Origin of the sequence: Fusobacterium perfoetens, assembly GCF_021531475.1 — a bacterium.
In the GTDB taxonomy this organism is placed as follows: Bacteria; Fusobacteriota; Fusobacteriia; order Fusobacteriales; family Fusobacteriaceae; genus Fusobacterium_B.
In genome coordinates, this window is the sequence record NZ_JADYTX010000003.1 from 59,725 (window position 1) to 76,023 (window position 16,299).

Sequence of the window (16,299 nt, forward strand, 5' to 3'; positions counted from 1 at the left end):
ACTACTTATTAATATTGAAAAAATTTTGGGAGGAACTGTGGAAGATAAGCTAATAATCGATAGATTAATTGATATCCTAACTAAAAATGAGCTTTCTGAAATAAAATTTCAGGACAAAGATTTTAAAATAAACATAAAAAAAGATATCACAATAAAAGAAGAGGCTCCTGTGATTGAGCCTGTTGAAGAGGTTTCTTCTGAGGAAGAGGATACAATATATATAAAATCAGCTAATATTGGTAAATTCTTCTTCTATGATAAAACTGGTGTTCCTTTGATAGCTGTTGGACAAACAATCAAAGTTGGACAAACAATCGGATATATTTCCACTGTTGGTATAAAAACTTCTATAAAATCAGAAGTAGCTGGAACAGTTGAGCAAATACTTCTTAAAAATGGAGAGGTTACTGACTATGGAAAAAATTTAATAAAACTTAAAAAAATAGTTGATTAGTTTATAGTTTGGAGGAAATAAATTGAAAAAATTACTTATTGCTAATAGAGGGGAGATTGCAGTGAGAATTATAAGAGCTGCCAAAGAGCTTGGAATAAAAACTGTAGCTGTTTATTCTGAGGCAGACAAAGATAGTCTTCACGTAAAAATGGCTGACGAAGCTGTTTGTATAGGACCTGCTGCTGCTATTGATTCTTACTTAAAAATTCCTAATATTATAGCTGCTGCTGAGATAACTGGTGCTGATGCTATTCACCCGGGATATGGATTTTTAGCTGAAAATTACAGATTTGCAAAGATATGTAGAATTCACAATCTTATCTATGTTGGCCCAAACCACGAATGTATAAAACAGATGGGGGACAAAGCTACTGCTAGACAAAAAGCTATTGAAAATGATGTACCTGTAACTAATGGTACTGGAATAATAATAAATATAGAAGATGCTAAAAAAGAGATAGCTGAAAGAATTGGTTACCCTGTAATGATAAAAGCCACTGCTGGTGGTGGTGGAAAAGGTATGAGAATTGCCAGAAATGACCAAGAGTTAGAAAAAAATATAGTGGCTGCTCAAAATGAGGCTGAGGCTGCTTTCAACAATCCAGATGTTTTTGTCGAAAAATTTGTAGAAAATCCAAAACATATTGAGATACAAATCGTTGGAGATAAACACGGAAATATAATTCATCTTGGAGAAAGAAACTGTTCTATCCAAAGAAGAAACCAAAAACTTATAGAAGAATCTCCATCATTTAAACTTCCTGAAAAAGTAAGACGTGCTATGGGAGAAGCTGCAGTTCGTCTTGCAAAATCAATCGGATACGACTCAGCTGGAACATTAGAATTCTTAGTTGATTCAAACAACAAATTCTACTTTATGGAAATGAACACAAGAATCCAAGTTGAACATACAGTTACTGAGGCTGTTACAGGTTTAGATATTATAAAACTTCAAATCAGTCTTGCAGAGGGAGATAGACTTAATATCTCTCAAGAGGATATCATTCCTTATGGACATGCTATCGAATGTAGAATAAATGCTGAAGATACTAAAAATCATTTTATTCCTTGTCCAGGAAAAATAACAAAATATGTTGTTCCAGGGGGAATCGGTATAAGAGTTGATTCTCACTCTTACCAAGGATATGAAATATCTCCATATTATGATTCTATGATAGGAAAAATAATTACTTTTGGAATGGATAGAGAAGAGGCTATTGCCAGAATGAAGAGAGCTTTAAATGAGTTTATCATTGAGGGAGTTGAAACAACTATTCCTTTCCACTTAAAAGTCTTAGAAAATAAAAATTATTTAAAAGGTAACGTTACAACTTCTTTTATCGAAAAAGAATTTGGTTTATAAAAAAATAATAATAAATTATTTACAAATGAAGGAGGCTTTAATATGAATAACTTAGGAAACATTAAAATCGCTGATGATGTAGTAAAAACAATAGCTGCAAAAGCAACAGAAGATGTTGAGGGAGTTTATAAACTAGCCGGAGGTGTTGCTGACGAGTTTGGAAAAATCCTTGGTAAAAAAAGAGGAATAAATGGTGTTAAAGTAGAAGTTGGAGAAAAAGAATGTAGCATCGATACTTTCATAATTGTAAAACATGGTTATCCAATCTCTGAAGTTGCAAAAAAAGTTCAAGAATCTGTTCTTGAAGCAGTATCTAGTTTAACTGCTTTAAAAGTTATAGAAGTTAACGTTTTTGTTCAAGATGTAAAAATTGAAGATGTAAAAGGAATTAAAGACGAATCTGAAACTACTGGTGAAATAGAATAATAAAAGGACGTGATTTATATGTTTAAAAAGGTTCTATTTTTTATCGCTTGGGTAGGAATTTTTGTTCTTTCAGTGGCAGGAATAATTTTCTCTGTACGTCCATTAGATCAAAGATTATTACTAAGCTTTAAACCTGATCAATTACAGCACCCAATATATGTTATTTTCTTGGGTATATCTGTAGTTTATTTTGTTCTTTCATTAATAAAATTCTTTAGCCTTTTCAATAGAACTAATGGATACCTTATCAATGGTTCAAATGGAGAAGTTTTAGTATCTACTGAATCAATCAAAAGTATTATAAAAGAATCTCTTGAAAATGATACTGAAGTAAAAAATTTAAAAATCCTTTGTGGAAAAAGTGGAAAAAAATATAAAGTTACACTTTTTATAGATCTTCACACAACAAGAAGTATTGCAGAAAAATCTGCTGAAATTCAACAACTTATAAAAGATGAACTTTTCAAAAGACTTGAATTAGAAATAAGCGTTGTTGAAATAAAAATTTCTAAAGTTTCTACAAAAGCTGACTAATTCTATTAAGAGGTGATAAAAGTGTTAGAAGAGTTTATATATTCTTTTTTAGAAAATAGAAAAAAAATCTTAGGTGGAATTATTGGTTTTGTAGTTTCAATCCTATTTATTTCTTTTGGTTTACTATCTACATTGTTTATAGTTGCTATGACAATTCTAGGTTATAATCTTGGAAATATGGAATATAAAAATTTATTAACAAAATTTAAAGAATTATTAAGTAATATGCTTAATAAAATTGATACAAATTAGAAAAAGGGGAAGAAATGACTAGAAAAGCTGCTAGAGAGCAATTATTTAAATTAATATTTGAGGCAGAGATGAAAGAAACTGCTTTAAAAGATATTTTCGATTCTTTTATGCAAAGAGTTGTAGAAGATGAACTAGAAATATCTAATAGTTCTATGGAATTTATAAAAAAATACTGTTTAGGTATTGATGAACATTCTGAAGAAATATTAAATAAAATAAACAATACTATGGAAGGTTGGAGTTTTGACAGAATAGGAAATGTTGAAAAAGCTCTTTTAAAAGGTGCTGTATACGAACTTTCTTATGAAGATACTCCTAAAGAAATAGTTATAAATGAAACTATCGAACTTGCTAAAAAATACGGAGATACAAAATCTTTTGAATTCTTAAATGGAGTTTTAGCAAAATTTGTATAATTAAAATTAAGAGCTATTGCAAGTAAATTTTTATTTGCTAGCTCTTTTTTATATTCGGAGGAAATATTTTGAAAAAAGCTATTATATATATTCATGGAAAAGGTGGAAGTTCTTTTGAAATAAACCAATATAAAGAAAGTTGTTTGGGATTTGATATGATTGGAATAGACTACAATGAATATTTGCTGTGGATCGTGGAAAAACAAATAAAATCAGTTTATGAAAAAGTAGAAAAAACTTATGAGGAAATTTATATTCTTGCAAATAGCATTGGAGCTTATTTCGCTATGCACACTTTACAAAATAGTAATATTAAAAAAGCTCTCTTTATATCTCCCATTCTTGATATGAAGCAACTTATTTTAAATATGATGAATTGGGCAAATGTAAGTGAAGAAATTCTTTGTGAGAAAAAAGAAATTCCTACTGATTTTAAAGAGACATTATCTTGGAAATATCTGTGTTTTGTGAGAGAAAATCCAATAATATGGAATATTCCTACTGAAATTTTATATGCAGAAAAAGACAATTTAACTTCACATGAAACAGTAGATAAATTTATCAAAAATCATAATGCTCATTTTACTGTAATGGAAAATGGAGAGCATTAGTTTCACACTGAGGAACAACTTATATTTCTAAACAACTGGTTAAAACAATCTCTTTAATTTTAAAATATTTTTTTAGAAAAAATGCTGAGAAAAATTTTCTCAGCACTTTTATTTTTATTTAAACATATTTAAGAAGAAAGTGATAATAGCAGCATTTGTAAAGTTACTGATAAGACCACCTATTACTGGTACAACGAAGAAAGCGATTTTTGAATATCCGTATTTGTCACAAACAGTTTTCATTGTTGCCATTGATACTGGTACAGCTCCTAAACCAAATCCTGTATGTCCTACTGCCATAACTGCTGCGTCGTAGTTTTTTCCAAGTAATCTGAAAGAGATTAATACTGCGAAAAGTGATATAAATACTACTTGAGCTATAAGAAGTATAAACATTGGAATTGCAAGGTCAGCTAGTTGCCATAATTTCATAGTCATTATTGACATTGTAACAAACATTGCAAGAGAAATTTCTCCTAAAGTATCGATTGATTCATATAAAGCCTCATCTTCACCAATAAAGTTATCATAAACAAGTCTTATAATTAATCCACCTAACATACATAAAACATGGATAGGTAAGTTTACACCAGGTAAAACTCTTTTAAGGATAACAAGAAGTGTAGCTCCAAATCCACAAGCAATAAACATTAAACAAGCTGCATTTAAGCTTCTAGCTTTATTCATCACAAATTCTTTTTGATTAGCTTTTTCCATTTCAGCTATTTCTTCAGCAGTTGAGTTTCCTTTTAAACCATATTTTTGAACGATAGCATTTCCTAAAGGTCCACCAACGATACAACCAGAAATTAATCCAAATGTAGCAGCAGCAATAGCAACTTCAACAGCTCCAGTAGCTCCCATTTGTTCAGCGATAGGTGCAAATGAAGCAGCATTTCCGTGTCCACCAGTCATTGGGATAGAACCAGTCATAAGAGCGATCAAAGGTTTAATTCCTAAAACTTTTCCAAGTCCAACAGCCACAACATTTTGTAAAAATGCAGTTGCAGCAGCAAGAATTGAGAATATAACAATTAGTTTTCCACCTTTTTTAAGTAAGCTAAGTCCAGCAGCAGCTCCACTAGCAGCGAAGAATAAACAATAAAATAAAGTATTTGTAGTTTTACTATCAAATTTAAACTCCATAATTCCATTAACATATAACACACAAGCTATTATTGCAAATAAAAGCCCTCCAACAACAGCTGATGGTATACAATATTTTTTCAAAATAGGAAATTTCTTTCTTAAATAATCTCCTAACCAAATAAGTAAAACAGTGAACGCAAGTGTTTGGAACATATCCAATTTAATTTGTAACATTTTCTCTCCTTTTCTTTAATTAAAATTTATTTTTTTAAATACTTTTTTAAGTACTTACCTGTATAACTTTTTCTTGACCTAGCGACTTCTTCTGGAGTACCAATTTTTACAATAGTTCCTCCGCCGTTTCCACCCTCTGGGCCAATATCTATAATATAATCAGCTGTCTTTATAACATCTAAGTTATGTTCTATTACAACAACTGTATTTCCTTTTTCAACGAGTCTTTCTAAAACTTCTAATAATTTTTTTACATCATCAAAATGTAATCCTGTTGTAGGCTCATCTAAAATATAAATTGTTCTTCCAGAAGAAACTTTTGAAAGTTCTGTGGCAAGTTTAATTCTTTGTGCTTCTCCTCCTGATAAAGTTGTAGCTGGTTGACCTAGTTTTATATATCCAAGTCCCACATCAACTAAAACTTTTAATTTTCTTTCAAGAGATGGTACAGCTTTAAAAAATTCATAAGCTTCATTTATACTCATATCCAAAACATCTGATATGGTTTTTCCTTTATAATAGACCTCTAAAGTTTCTTTATTATATCTTTTTCCGTGACAAACATCACATTCTACATAGACATCTGGCAAAAAGTTCATCTCTATTTTTAAAATTCCAGCTCCTTGACAAGCCTCACATCTTCCACCTTTTACATTAAAAGAAAATCTTCCTTTTTCATACCCTTTCATCTTTGCATCTTTGGTTTGTGCAAAAATATCTCTTATCTCATCAAAAACTTTTGTATAAGTAGCTGGATTTGAACGAGGAGTTCTACCAATAGGTGTTTGATCTATATCAATAACTTTATCTAAATTTTCTACCCCCTCTATTTTATCATAGGCTAGTGGATAAAGTTTTCCATTGTTTAACTCATTAAATAAAATAGGATACAAGGTTTGATTTATTAGTGTAGATTTTCCACTTCCACTTACTCCTGTAACTACAGTCATAACTCCAAGAGGAATTTCCACATCAATATTTTTTAAATTATTTCCCTTTGCTCCAAAAAGTTTTATAGTTTTTTCAAAAGTTCTTCTTTTATCAGGAACTTCTATTTTTTTAGTTCCATTTAGATATTCTCCTGTCAAAGAGTTAGGATTATTTTTTATATCACTCGGTGTTCCAAATGCTACTAAATCTCCACCAAATTCTCCTGCCCCTCTTCCAAGGTCTAATATCCAATCAGCTTGATTCATTGTATCTTCGTCGTGTTCTACTACAACTAAAGTATTTCCAATATCTCTAAGTCTTGTTAAAGATTCCAAAAGTTTATCATTATCTCTTTGATGAAGTCCGATACTTGGTTCATCTAAAACATATAAAACTCCTGTAAGACCAGATCCAATCTGAGTAGCAAGTCTTATTCTTTGACTTTCTCCACCTGATAGAGTTTTTGTGGCTCTAAAAAGTGAAAGATAATCAAGTCCTACATTTATCATAAAATTAAGTCTTTCTCTTATCTCTTTTAATATCTCTTTAGATATTTTTTCCTGTTTTTCTGTAAGAGTTATTCCGTTAAAAAATTCCAAAGTCTCTTTTATACTCATCTCACAGATTTCAATAATGTTTTTTCCATTTATTGTTACTGCTAAAACCTCAGGTTTTAATCTTTTTCCGTGACAATATTTACACTCTTTTTCAATCATAAATTTATTTTCTATCTCTTCTTTTTGAGACTCTGAAAAACTTTCTTTATGTCTTTTTTCTAGCCCTTTGATTATTCCATGAAACTCTCTTAAACCGTGGAAAGAAAAATCTTTTCCCTCATAATCAAATCTATATCTTTTATCAGTTCCGTTAAAAATTATATCAATTTTTTCTTTTGATAAATCTTTCACTGGAATATCGCAATCTATATTAAAAGTTTTACACATAGCTTGGAACATTGCCCAAGTCCAACCTTTTCTGGTTGATGCTCCAGGAATATATATTCCCCCATCATTGATTGAAAGTTTTTTATCTATAATCAATTTATTTGGGTCTATCTCAAGATTTTGCCCAAGCCCATTACAATGTGGACAAGCTCCATAAGGTGCATTAAATGAAAAAAGTCTTGGAGTAAGTTCTGGAATGCTTACATCTTCGTGATAAGGGCAAGCATAGTTTTCACTGTAAAGATAGTCCTCACCATTTGAATTTATTATAACCTTTCCCTCTGAAAGTTCTGTAGCAGTTTCAACAGATTGATTAAGTCTAGTTTCAAACTCTCTATCACCTTTTTTTAAAACAAGTCTGTCTACTACAACTTCAATAGTATGTCTTTCGTTTTTATCAAGATTAATCTCATCTTCAAGATATAAAATCTCTCCGTTAACTCTAGCTCTTACAAAACCTTTTTTCACCAAGTTTAAAAATAGATTTTTATGAGTTCCTTTTTTCTCCTTAACCACTGGAGATAAAATTATAAGTTTTGATTTCTCATCAAATTTTTCTATTATACTATCAACTATCTCTTCAATACTTTTTCTATCCACTGGAGTTCCACAGATTGGGCAATGAGCTATACCTATATGAGCAAACAAAAGTCTCATATAATCATAAATCTCTGTTACAGTTCCAACTGTTGATCTTGGATTTTTATTAGTTGTCTTTTGCTCGATTGAGATTGCTGGTGAAAGTCCCTCGATAGAATCTACCTCAGGTTTTTTCATCTGTCCTATAAATTGTCTTGCATAAGCTGATAAACTTTCAACATATCTTCTTTGTCCCTCAGAATAAATTGTATCAAAAGCTAGTGATGATTTTCCACTTCCACTTACTCCTGTTACTACTACAAATTTATTTTTAGGAATTTCAACGTCGATATTTTTTAAATTATGTTCTCTCGCTCCTTTTATTATTAATTTATCTAACATTTTTTCACCTCATAAATATTTTACCACATCTTTAAATAAAATTATCTATAAAAAATTATATATATTTTATATTTATTTATTATTAATCATTTGATTTTAATATTTTTTATGTTATAATCTATGTATAATATTTTATAAAAGATTGGAGTAAAAAATGAAAATTTTAGGAATTGACCCCGGTACTGCCATAGTTGGTTTTTCTATCCTTGAATATGAAAACTCAAAAATAAATCTTATTGATTATGGTTGTATCTATACTGATAAAAATCTTCCTATGGAAGAACGTCTTTTAATAATTTTTAACGAACTTGAAAAAATTATCCAAAAATATTCTCCAGAACATATGGCTGTTGAAGAACTATTTTATTTTAAAAATAATAAAACTGTTATCTCTGTCGGAGAGGCTAGAGGTGTTATTTTATTAGCTGGTATGAAAAATAATCTGAAAATCTCTGAATACACTCCTCTTCAAGTAAAAATTGGTATCACTGGATATGGTAAAGCTGATAAAAAGCAAGTTCAGTTAATGGTAAAAACTCTTTTAAAACTTAAAGAGATTCCAAAACCTGATGACGCTGCTGATGCTATTGCAATAGCAATTACTCACATTAATTCTTTTAATAATTTACAGTTTAATACCTCTTTTTCATCAAATATCTCTACAAAAGCTCTTACAAAAACTAAAATGTCTGCAAAAGAATTTAGAGAACTTATGATTAACAAGTAAATTTTGGAATAAAAAAAGAACAGGTAACCTGTTCTTTTTTAGCTTTTATATTATTTAGCTTTGTTATAACGCTCAGCTACTAAATCCCAGTTTATTATTGTCATATATTTTTCTATGTAAGTTGGTCTTAAGTTTTGATAATCTATATAGTAAGCGTGTTCCCAAACGTCTATTGTTAAAAGAGGTACATAACCATCTTTTAATGGTGTTTCTTGATTAGCTGTTTTTATAACTTCTAACTTTCCATCTTTTAATACTAACCAAGCCCAACCAGAACCGAAAACTGTTGCTGCAGCTTTTTTAAACTCATCTATAAAGTTTTCAACACTTCCGAAATCTTCTACTATTTTATCTTTTAAATCTCCTTTAAGTTCTGTTGTATTTTGAGATGTTAAAGCTTCAAAGTAGAAATTGTGATTGTAAACTCCACCACCATTATTTGTTACTGGTGCAAGAAGATCTTTTGGAACTCTATCTAAATGAGATAAGATTTCTTCTAATTCTAGATTTTGTAATTCAGGTGCTTTTGATAAAGCATCATTTAAGTTATTTGTATAAGCATTTAAGTGTTTATCTTTGTGAAATTCTATTGTTGTTTTACTAATAACAGGTTCTAAAGCTGTGTACTCATAAGGTAACTCTCTTAAACTAAATGGATATTTTGACATATTAATTCCTCCTGTTTTCATTTTTGATTTTATTTTTCATCTTTTTTAAAATTGAAATCATTTCAATTTTTATAACCTATTGTAACATATTTTTCACTTTTTTACAAGTTTTTTATTTTATTTTTTTAAATTTTTCTATAAATTTTTTAAGAATAAAGGATTTTATGATGTAATTTATTATTTTTCGTAAATATTTTTATTAAAAAATTATTTTTTATTTTTCAAAAATAACCTCAATTTATTTTTGATTTTAATTTGTATTTTTTTAGAAAAAAATGTTGCGTTTTTTTTTTTTTTTTTTAAAAAATTAATAAAAGGGAGTAAATATTATGTTTGGAGGATTATTTTGATTGAAAAAAGTATTGAGAAAAGTCTAAAAAGATTTTTGAAAAGAAAAATTTCTGTTAATGAAAGTGTTGTTGTTAAATTTTTAATAACTGGTCTTATTGGAGCTACTCTTACTGCCTGTGGTGGCGGAGGAGGTGGAGGTTCTTCATCTGGAGGAGTAACACCACCTAAACCTGAAAATTCAATAAATGTTAATGAAGTATTTGGAAAGACTGAAATAACTGATAAAAAAGAAATAATCCTTGTTGGAGAAAAAACAGATTCTACTATTTCTAACAAACCTGCTATCTCTGCAAAAAATTCTACTGTAACTAATGAAGCTAATCTTAATCTTTCTGGAAAAAAAGTAACTGCTATTTCTGGTGTAAACTCTAATATCATCAATAAAGCTAATATCACTCTTAATGGAGAAGGAGCTACCGCTTTAAAAGGTGAAACTGATACAGTTTTAAAAAATAAAGCTCTTGAAATTTCTATCCAAAACAATGGAAATATAACTTTAAATGGTAAAAATCAAACAGGTATTCTAGTTATTAGTAAAAATGGAAAAATTTCTGGAATAAATAAAGGAACTATTAATGTTAATGGGGAAAATGGTTCTGGTATGAAAGCTGATGGTAGTGGAGCTACTATAATTAATAATGGAAATATTAAAGTATCTCAAAACTTTATTGCTGAAACTCCAGATTTAGATCCTAGAACTCAAATGTCTAAAGGAATGTACATTTTAAATGGTGGTACTGGAACTAATAATAAAAATATAGAAGTTCAAGGTAGCTCTATTGGAATGTTCGCTGACGGAAAAAATTCTATAGCTACTAATAATGGTACTATTACATTAAATGGTAAAAATCCACAAAATGATGACTTTGTACCAACTGTTGGAATGGCTTCTATTAATGGTGGAAAATTAGTCAATGAAAAAAATGGTAAGATTATTTCTAACGTTAACAGTTCTATTGCTATGTATTCTGAAAATGGTACTATTGAAAATAAAGGTATAATTGAAATGAAGGGAAATGATAATGACGGTATTATTGGAGATAATAGTAACATAATTAATAACGGAACTATCATTGGTACTGGAAACAATATTGTTGGTATGGAAACTTCTGGAAAAGGATTTACAGCTACTAATAATAAAGAAATAACTCTTTCTGGAAAAGACAGCTATGGAATGAGTGCTATTGAAGGAGCTACTGCTAAAAATGAGAAAGGTGCCACTATCTCTATCAAAGGAGAAAATTCTTTTGGAATGGTAGCAGAAGATTCTGGCTCAGAAATTATTAACAATGGAAGTATTCAAATAACTGGAAATAATTCTGGCGGAATGATTGCCGAAGCAAATACAATAGCTATTAATAATAATGATATTACTATTGGTGGAAATAATAGTTTTGGTATGATTGCTGAAGATCCTGATTCTAAAATTCTTAACAAAGGAACTATTACTGTTGGTGGAGATAACTCTACTGCTATATATGGTTACACTGAAAATTCTGTTGCTAAAACAGAAAGTGAATTAGAAAAATTAGCTCCTATTAATGAAGGAAAAATTGAGATAACTGGAACTAATTCTATAGGTATAAATGTTCACACAGAAAAACGTGATAACAAAGATGTATGGGGATTTGTAGGAATAAATAATGAAAGAGCTACTATTACTGTTGGCGGAAGTGAAAATACTGGTATGTTTGGACATAATAGTGATATTATGAATAAAGGAAACATCAATGTAACAGGAAAAAATTCTGTTGGTATGAAAACAACTGGTCTTAGTTTTGCTGATAACAAAAATTTTATAACTATTACTGGTGAAAATTCTACTGGAATGTTAGCTGAAAATGGTGGAAGAGTTTCTAATGAAGAAGGTGGAACTATCAAGGTTACTGGTAAAAATTCTTTTGCTATGAAAGCTAATGGTGTTGGCTCTTCAGCTAGAAACGAAGAGGGAGGTAAAATTGAGGTTAATGCAGGAAACTCTGGAATAATTGTTACAAATGGAGCTAATGCTCTAAATGATGAAAATGCTACTATCTCTATCAGAGGAGATAATTCTATTGGAATGTTAGCTAAAGATTCTGGTTCAAATGCTAACAACAATGGAAATATCGAAATAACTGGAAATAATTCTGTTGGTATGTTAGCTGAAAATGGTGGAAAAGTTACAAATGAAATTGGCGGAACTATAAAAGTTAATGATAAAGATTCTTTTGCTATGAAAGCTGACGGTACTGGTTCTCTAGCTACAAATAAAGAAGGAGCTATTATTAATGGCGGAGGAATGTTTGCTACTAATGGTGCAGAAGCTAATAACGAAGGTACTATTGAAATTGATAGAAATCTTGAAATTTCTCCTGATTCAGAACCTGTAACAGAATATCTAAAAGATTTCTCTTTTGCTATGAAAGGACTTGGAAACAATAGTTTAATTAAAAATAATGGAGATATTAATATAAAAGGTTCTACTGTTGGAATGTATACTAAAGACGGAGAAGCTATCAATAATGGAAATATAAATATTGGTGGTGATATTCCTAATGACGGAAAAGAATATAAAACTCCTATTGGAATGATTGCTGAAGGAAATGGAATAGCAACTAACAATGGAACTATCACTGGAAGTGGTAATGGCGATATTCAAGGAATGTTTGCTTATAATGGTGGAACTGTTATTAATGGAGAAAATGGAAAAATTAATCTAAAGGGAGAATCTGTAACTGCTCTTAATGGATTAAATGGGACTGTAATTAATAAGGGAGAAATCACAGCCAATGGACACGTAATGGAACTTTCTGGTGGTCAAGGAATTAATGAAGGTACAATAACTATTACAACTAATGATGACTCAGCTATATTAGCAGAAGATAATGCTAATGTAACTAATGAAGAAACAGGAATTATTGAAGTTTCTGGAGATTATGTTATAGGTATTGATGCTAGTGTAGATCCAGAAGATGTTGAAAGTGGAAATATTATTTCTGGAGTTCAATTGGTAAATAAAGGTACAATAGAAATTACTTCTGAAAATTTAGAAATGAATCCAAATGAATTTGGAGAACAACATTCTACTGGAATTTATTTAGGAACAAATGACGGAACTGCTACTGTTAAAAATAGTGGAAACATTACAATGGCTGGAAATAAATCTGTTGGTATCTATGCTTATAATGGAAAAATAGAAAATAGTGGAAAAATTTCTGTAACTGGAGATATGGGAACAGGATTATATATTTCTGGTGATAATGGTTCTGCTATAAATAATGGAGAGATTACTACTACAGGAGATAATAGTGACGGTATGTTAGCTAAATTAAACACTACAGCTACAAATAATGGAACTATCAATATTAATGGAAATAATAGTTCTGGTATGAATGCTAGTCAAGGTGCTACTATAACTAATAATTCTAGCGGAATTATTAATATTAATGGAACTGGTTCTAATGGAATGTTTGTTGCTAACAATTCTATTGCTACTAATGACGGAACTATTAAAGTAACTCAAGATTTTATTCCTGAAACTGATAATTTAAATCCTAGAATTCAAATGTCTAAAGGAATGTATATTTTAAATGAAGGTACTGGAACTAATAATAAATCTATAGAAGTTCAAGGTAGTTCTATTGGAATGTTTACTGATGGAAAAAATGCTAATGCTATTAATAATGGTACTATCACATTAAGTGGTAAAAATTCACAAAGTGATAAATTTGTATCAACTATTGGAATGGCTTCTATCGGTGGTGGAAAATTAGTTAATGAAACAAATGGTAAGATTGTTGCTAAAGTTAATAGTTCTACTGCTATGTTAGTTGAAAATAGTTCTGCTACAAATAATGGTTTAATAGAATTAATGGGTAATAATAATGAAGGTATTAGCGGAGCTTCTAATAGTAACATAACTAATAATGGATCTATTACTATTGGTGGAAATGATAGTTCTGGAATACGTGTTGTAGAGGGAGCTACTGCTACAAATGAGAAAAATGCTACTATCTCTATTACAGGAGATGAATCTATCGGAATGAAAGCTAAAGATTCTGATTCTAAAATTCTTAACAAAGGAACTATTATTGTTGGTGGAAATGATTCTTCTGCTATGTATGGTTATGCTAAAAATTCTATTGTTAAACCAGAAGATGAACTAAGAAAATTAGCTCCTACTAATGAAGGAACTATCAATATAACTGGAACTAATTCTAGAGGTATAGATGTTATTGCAGAAAACCGTACTGACAAAGATACGTGGGGATTTGTAGGAGTAAATAATGAAGGAGCTACTATTAATGTTGGTGGAAGTGGAAATACCGGTATGTTTGGAAATAATAGTGATGTTGTAAACTATGGAAATATCAATGTTACTGGTAAAAACTCTTTCGGTATGATGACAACTGGTCTTAGTTTTGCTGATAACAAAGGTGTTATAACTGTTACTGGTGAAAATTCTGTTGGAATGTTAGCAGAAAATGGTGGAAGAGTTACAAACGGAGAAGAAGATAGAAATGTCGGAGTTATTAATGTCAATGGAAAAGGTTCTTATGCTATGAAAGCTGATGGTTTTGGTTCTAAGGCTCTGAACGAAATAGGAGGAACTATTAATGTAGGTGCTAATGCTAGTGGTGGAATATTAGCTACTAATGGTGCCACAATTTCTAATGAAGGTACTATCAATATAGATAGTTCTCACGGATTAACTGCTGATACTAAAGTGGGATTTGCTCTTCAAACTCAAGGGGAAGGTTCAACAATAATAAATACAGGAACAATTAATGCTGATGGAACAGTTACAGTTACTTCAGGAACTAATTATGTTTTAGGAACTACAAAATCTGGTTCTTATGGTAAAATCTCTGCAAAATCTATTAACTTAGACGGAAATGTTATTGTTGATTCTACTATTGCCTCTGTTGACTTTAAAGATAGTTATACATTAGACAATGCTATCTCTTCAGAAGAAACAAAGCTTGGAAAAGATTTTAAAGTTTTATCAAATACTATGTTATACAATGCAACTGCTAAAAAAGATGATTCTAAAAATAATCTTGATGTTGAACTTTCAAGAAATGAAAACAATCTTGTAGATTTCACTTCAAAAGAATATGACAATTTAGCTAGTGTATTTGATAAAGGTATCAATGATAAAGAGTTTAGAGATACACTTTCTGATGAGGCAAAAGAAGTATTAAATAATGTTTTTGCAAACACAACTTCAGGACAAAATATTCAAAATAGACTTAAAGAGATTTCTGGTGTTGAGTATACTAATATTGCTAGACAAATATTTGATACAAAAGACATCTTTAAATCTTATGACAGTTCTATTATAAATACTCTTAATGATTATCAATTTAACTTCAACTTTATTGGAAATTACTCTGATGTTGAGGCTAAAGGTAACCTTCTTGGATATGAAAGTCAAATGACTGGAATATCTGGAGCAATGAAATTTAATGATAGTCTATATGGAGTTATTGGATACGGATACAACGATATTGATTTTGACGGAAAATCTGAAGGAAATATAAAATCAGTTCATACTGGTATCTACAAAGATATGAAACTTAACTCTTTTGATGTAAGATTAGGAGTATTTGGAGAATATAACTTCCACGAAGTAGAAAGAGATTTAACTAACGAAATTGCCAAAGGAGATTTTAACTCTTACTTACTAGGAACTACTGGAGAAATATCACAAAGATTTGGAGATAGTCTATATATAAAACCTACTTTAAGTCTTGATGTAACTTATGGAAAATATGAAGACTTTACAGAAGATGGAGCAAAAGGATATAACTTAACAGTAGACAGTCAAGATTATACATCTATTGTACCTGCTGTTGAAGTAAAAGTTGGTAAAGATTTTAAAATGGCATCTATCTATTCTGCTGTAAAATTTGGATATGAATTTGGAGATATGAACAAACTTCAATATGCTAAATTAGGTGAATTTGATAAAAAAACTTTACCGTTTACTGATGAAATAGAAAATGCTCAAACTGATGTAAAAGTAGGAACTGCTTTTGAATTTAATAACTTTACTTTCAATGCAGAAGTTGGAAAAGATTTTGGAAAGAGAGATAGAGAATATATAACAGCTGGATTTACTTATACTTTCTAAGTCATAATATATTATATAAAAATTGGGAGTGGCTAAAATGCTACTCCTAATTTTTTCACTAACAATAGAAAAAGGAGTGATTAACACTCCTCATCTCTAACTTAGCCGTAAAGACCTTTTTAGAGCCTGTGAAAAAGATTCTGTAAATTAAATAATACTAACTTTTAATAGCTTTCTATGATAAAATTAATATCATAGGAG

Annotated in this window: 12 protein-coding genes; 9 read left to right on the plus strand and 3 right to left on the minus strand. The window is 29.9% G+C overall.

Going from position 1 to position 16,299, the window contains the following annotated elements:
- Positions 1 to 37: 37 nt before the first annotated feature.
- From I6E15_RS01460 to I6E15_RS01490, 7 genes are all read left to right on the plus strand, one after another.
- Entirely contained in the window at positions 38 to 454 is a 417-nt protein-coding gene (locus tag I6E15_RS01460) for an acetyl-CoA carboxylase biotin carboxyl carrier protein (RefSeq protein WP_235243653.1), read from the plus strand.
- A 22-nt stretch (positions 455 to 476) separates the two neighbouring features.
- The gene (accC, locus tag I6E15_RS01465) at positions 477 to 1,817 is read left to right on the plus strand and encodes an acetyl-CoA carboxylase biotin carboxylase subunit (protein WP_235243654.1); all 1,341 of its coding nucleotides are present in this window, start codon (positions 477 to 479) and stop codon (positions 1,815 to 1,817) included.
- A 42-nt stretch (positions 1,818 to 1,859) separates the two neighbouring features.
- Positions 1,860 to 2,243 carry an Asp23/Gls24 family envelope stress response protein gene (locus I6E15_RS01470; protein WP_177161986.1) on the plus strand — a complete coding sequence of 128 codons (384 nt, stop codon included), beginning with the start codon at positions 1,860 to 1,862 and terminating at the stop codon, positions 2,241 to 2,243.
- Positions 2,244 to 2,261: 18 nt separating this feature from the next.
- The gene (gene amaP / locus I6E15_RS01475) at positions 2,262 to 2,777 is read left to right on the plus strand and encodes an alkaline shock response membrane anchor protein AmaP (RefSeq protein ID WP_235243655.1); all 516 of its coding nucleotides are present in this window, start codon (positions 2,262 to 2,264) and stop codon (positions 2,775 to 2,777) included.
- A 21-nt stretch (positions 2,778 to 2,798) separates the two neighbouring features.
- A complete protein-coding gene (locus I6E15_RS01480) occupies positions 2,799 to 3,029 on the plus strand; it encodes a DUF2273 domain-containing protein (RefSeq protein WP_177161984.1) in 231 nt (76 codons plus the stop codon).
- A 14-nt stretch (positions 3,030 to 3,043) separates the two neighbouring features.
- On the plus strand, positions 3,044 to 3,445 hold the full coding sequence (gene nusB, locus I6E15_RS01485; protein ID WP_177161983.1) for a transcription antitermination factor NusB: 402 nt from the start codon (positions 3,044 to 3,046) through the stop codon (positions 3,443 to 3,445).
- Positions 3,446 to 3,513: 68 nt separating this feature from the next.
- Positions 3,514 to 4,056 carry an alpha/beta hydrolase gene (locus I6E15_RS01490; RefSeq protein ID WP_235243656.1) on the plus strand — a complete coding sequence of 181 codons (543 nt, stop codon included), beginning with the start codon at positions 3,514 to 3,516 and terminating at the stop codon, positions 4,054 to 4,056.
- Between the two features lie 114 nt (positions 4,057 to 4,170).
- On the opposite strand, the gene gltS is transcribed toward I6E15_RS01490, so the two are convergent.
- Together gltS and uvrA are read right to left on the minus strand one after the other, a co-directional pair.
- A complete protein-coding gene (gltS, locus tag I6E15_RS01495) occupies positions 4,171 to 5,379 on the minus strand; it encodes a sodium/glutamate symporter (protein ID WP_235243657.1) in 1,209 nt (402 codons plus the stop codon).
- A 26-nt stretch (positions 5,380 to 5,405) separates the two neighbouring features.
- Positions 5,406 to 8,234 (minus strand): excinuclease ABC subunit UvrA, encoded by a 2,829-nt coding sequence (uvrA, locus tag I6E15_RS01500; protein WP_235243658.1) that lies wholly within the window; start codon positions 8,232 to 8,234, stop codon positions 5,406 to 5,408.
- Positions 8,235 to 8,388: 154 nt separating this feature from the next.
- Here uvrA and ruvC point away from each other — a divergent pair, with 154 nt between their 5' ends.
- Complete coding sequence (gene ruvC, locus I6E15_RS01505) at positions 8,389 to 8,961, plus strand: crossover junction endodeoxyribonuclease RuvC (protein WP_235243659.1); 573 nt, start codon at positions 8,389 to 8,391, stop codon at positions 8,959 to 8,961.
- Positions 8,962 to 9,011: 50 nt separating this feature from the next.
- Here ruvC and I6E15_RS01510 read toward each other — a convergent pair whose 3' ends face one another.
- On the minus strand, positions 9,012 to 9,629 hold the full coding sequence (locus tag I6E15_RS01510) for a superoxide dismutase (protein ID WP_235243660.1): 618 nt from the start codon (positions 9,627 to 9,629) through the stop codon (positions 9,012 to 9,014).
- 346 nt (positions 9,630 to 9,975) lie between these two features.
- Here I6E15_RS01510 and I6E15_RS01515 point away from each other — a divergent pair, with 346 nt between their 5' ends.
- On the plus strand, positions 9,976 to 16,098 hold the full coding sequence (locus tag I6E15_RS01515; RefSeq protein ID WP_235243661.1) for an autotransporter outer membrane beta-barrel domain-containing protein: 6,123 nt from the start codon (positions 9,976 to 9,978) through the stop codon (positions 16,096 to 16,098).
- Positions 16,099 to 16,299: the final 201 nt, after the last annotated feature.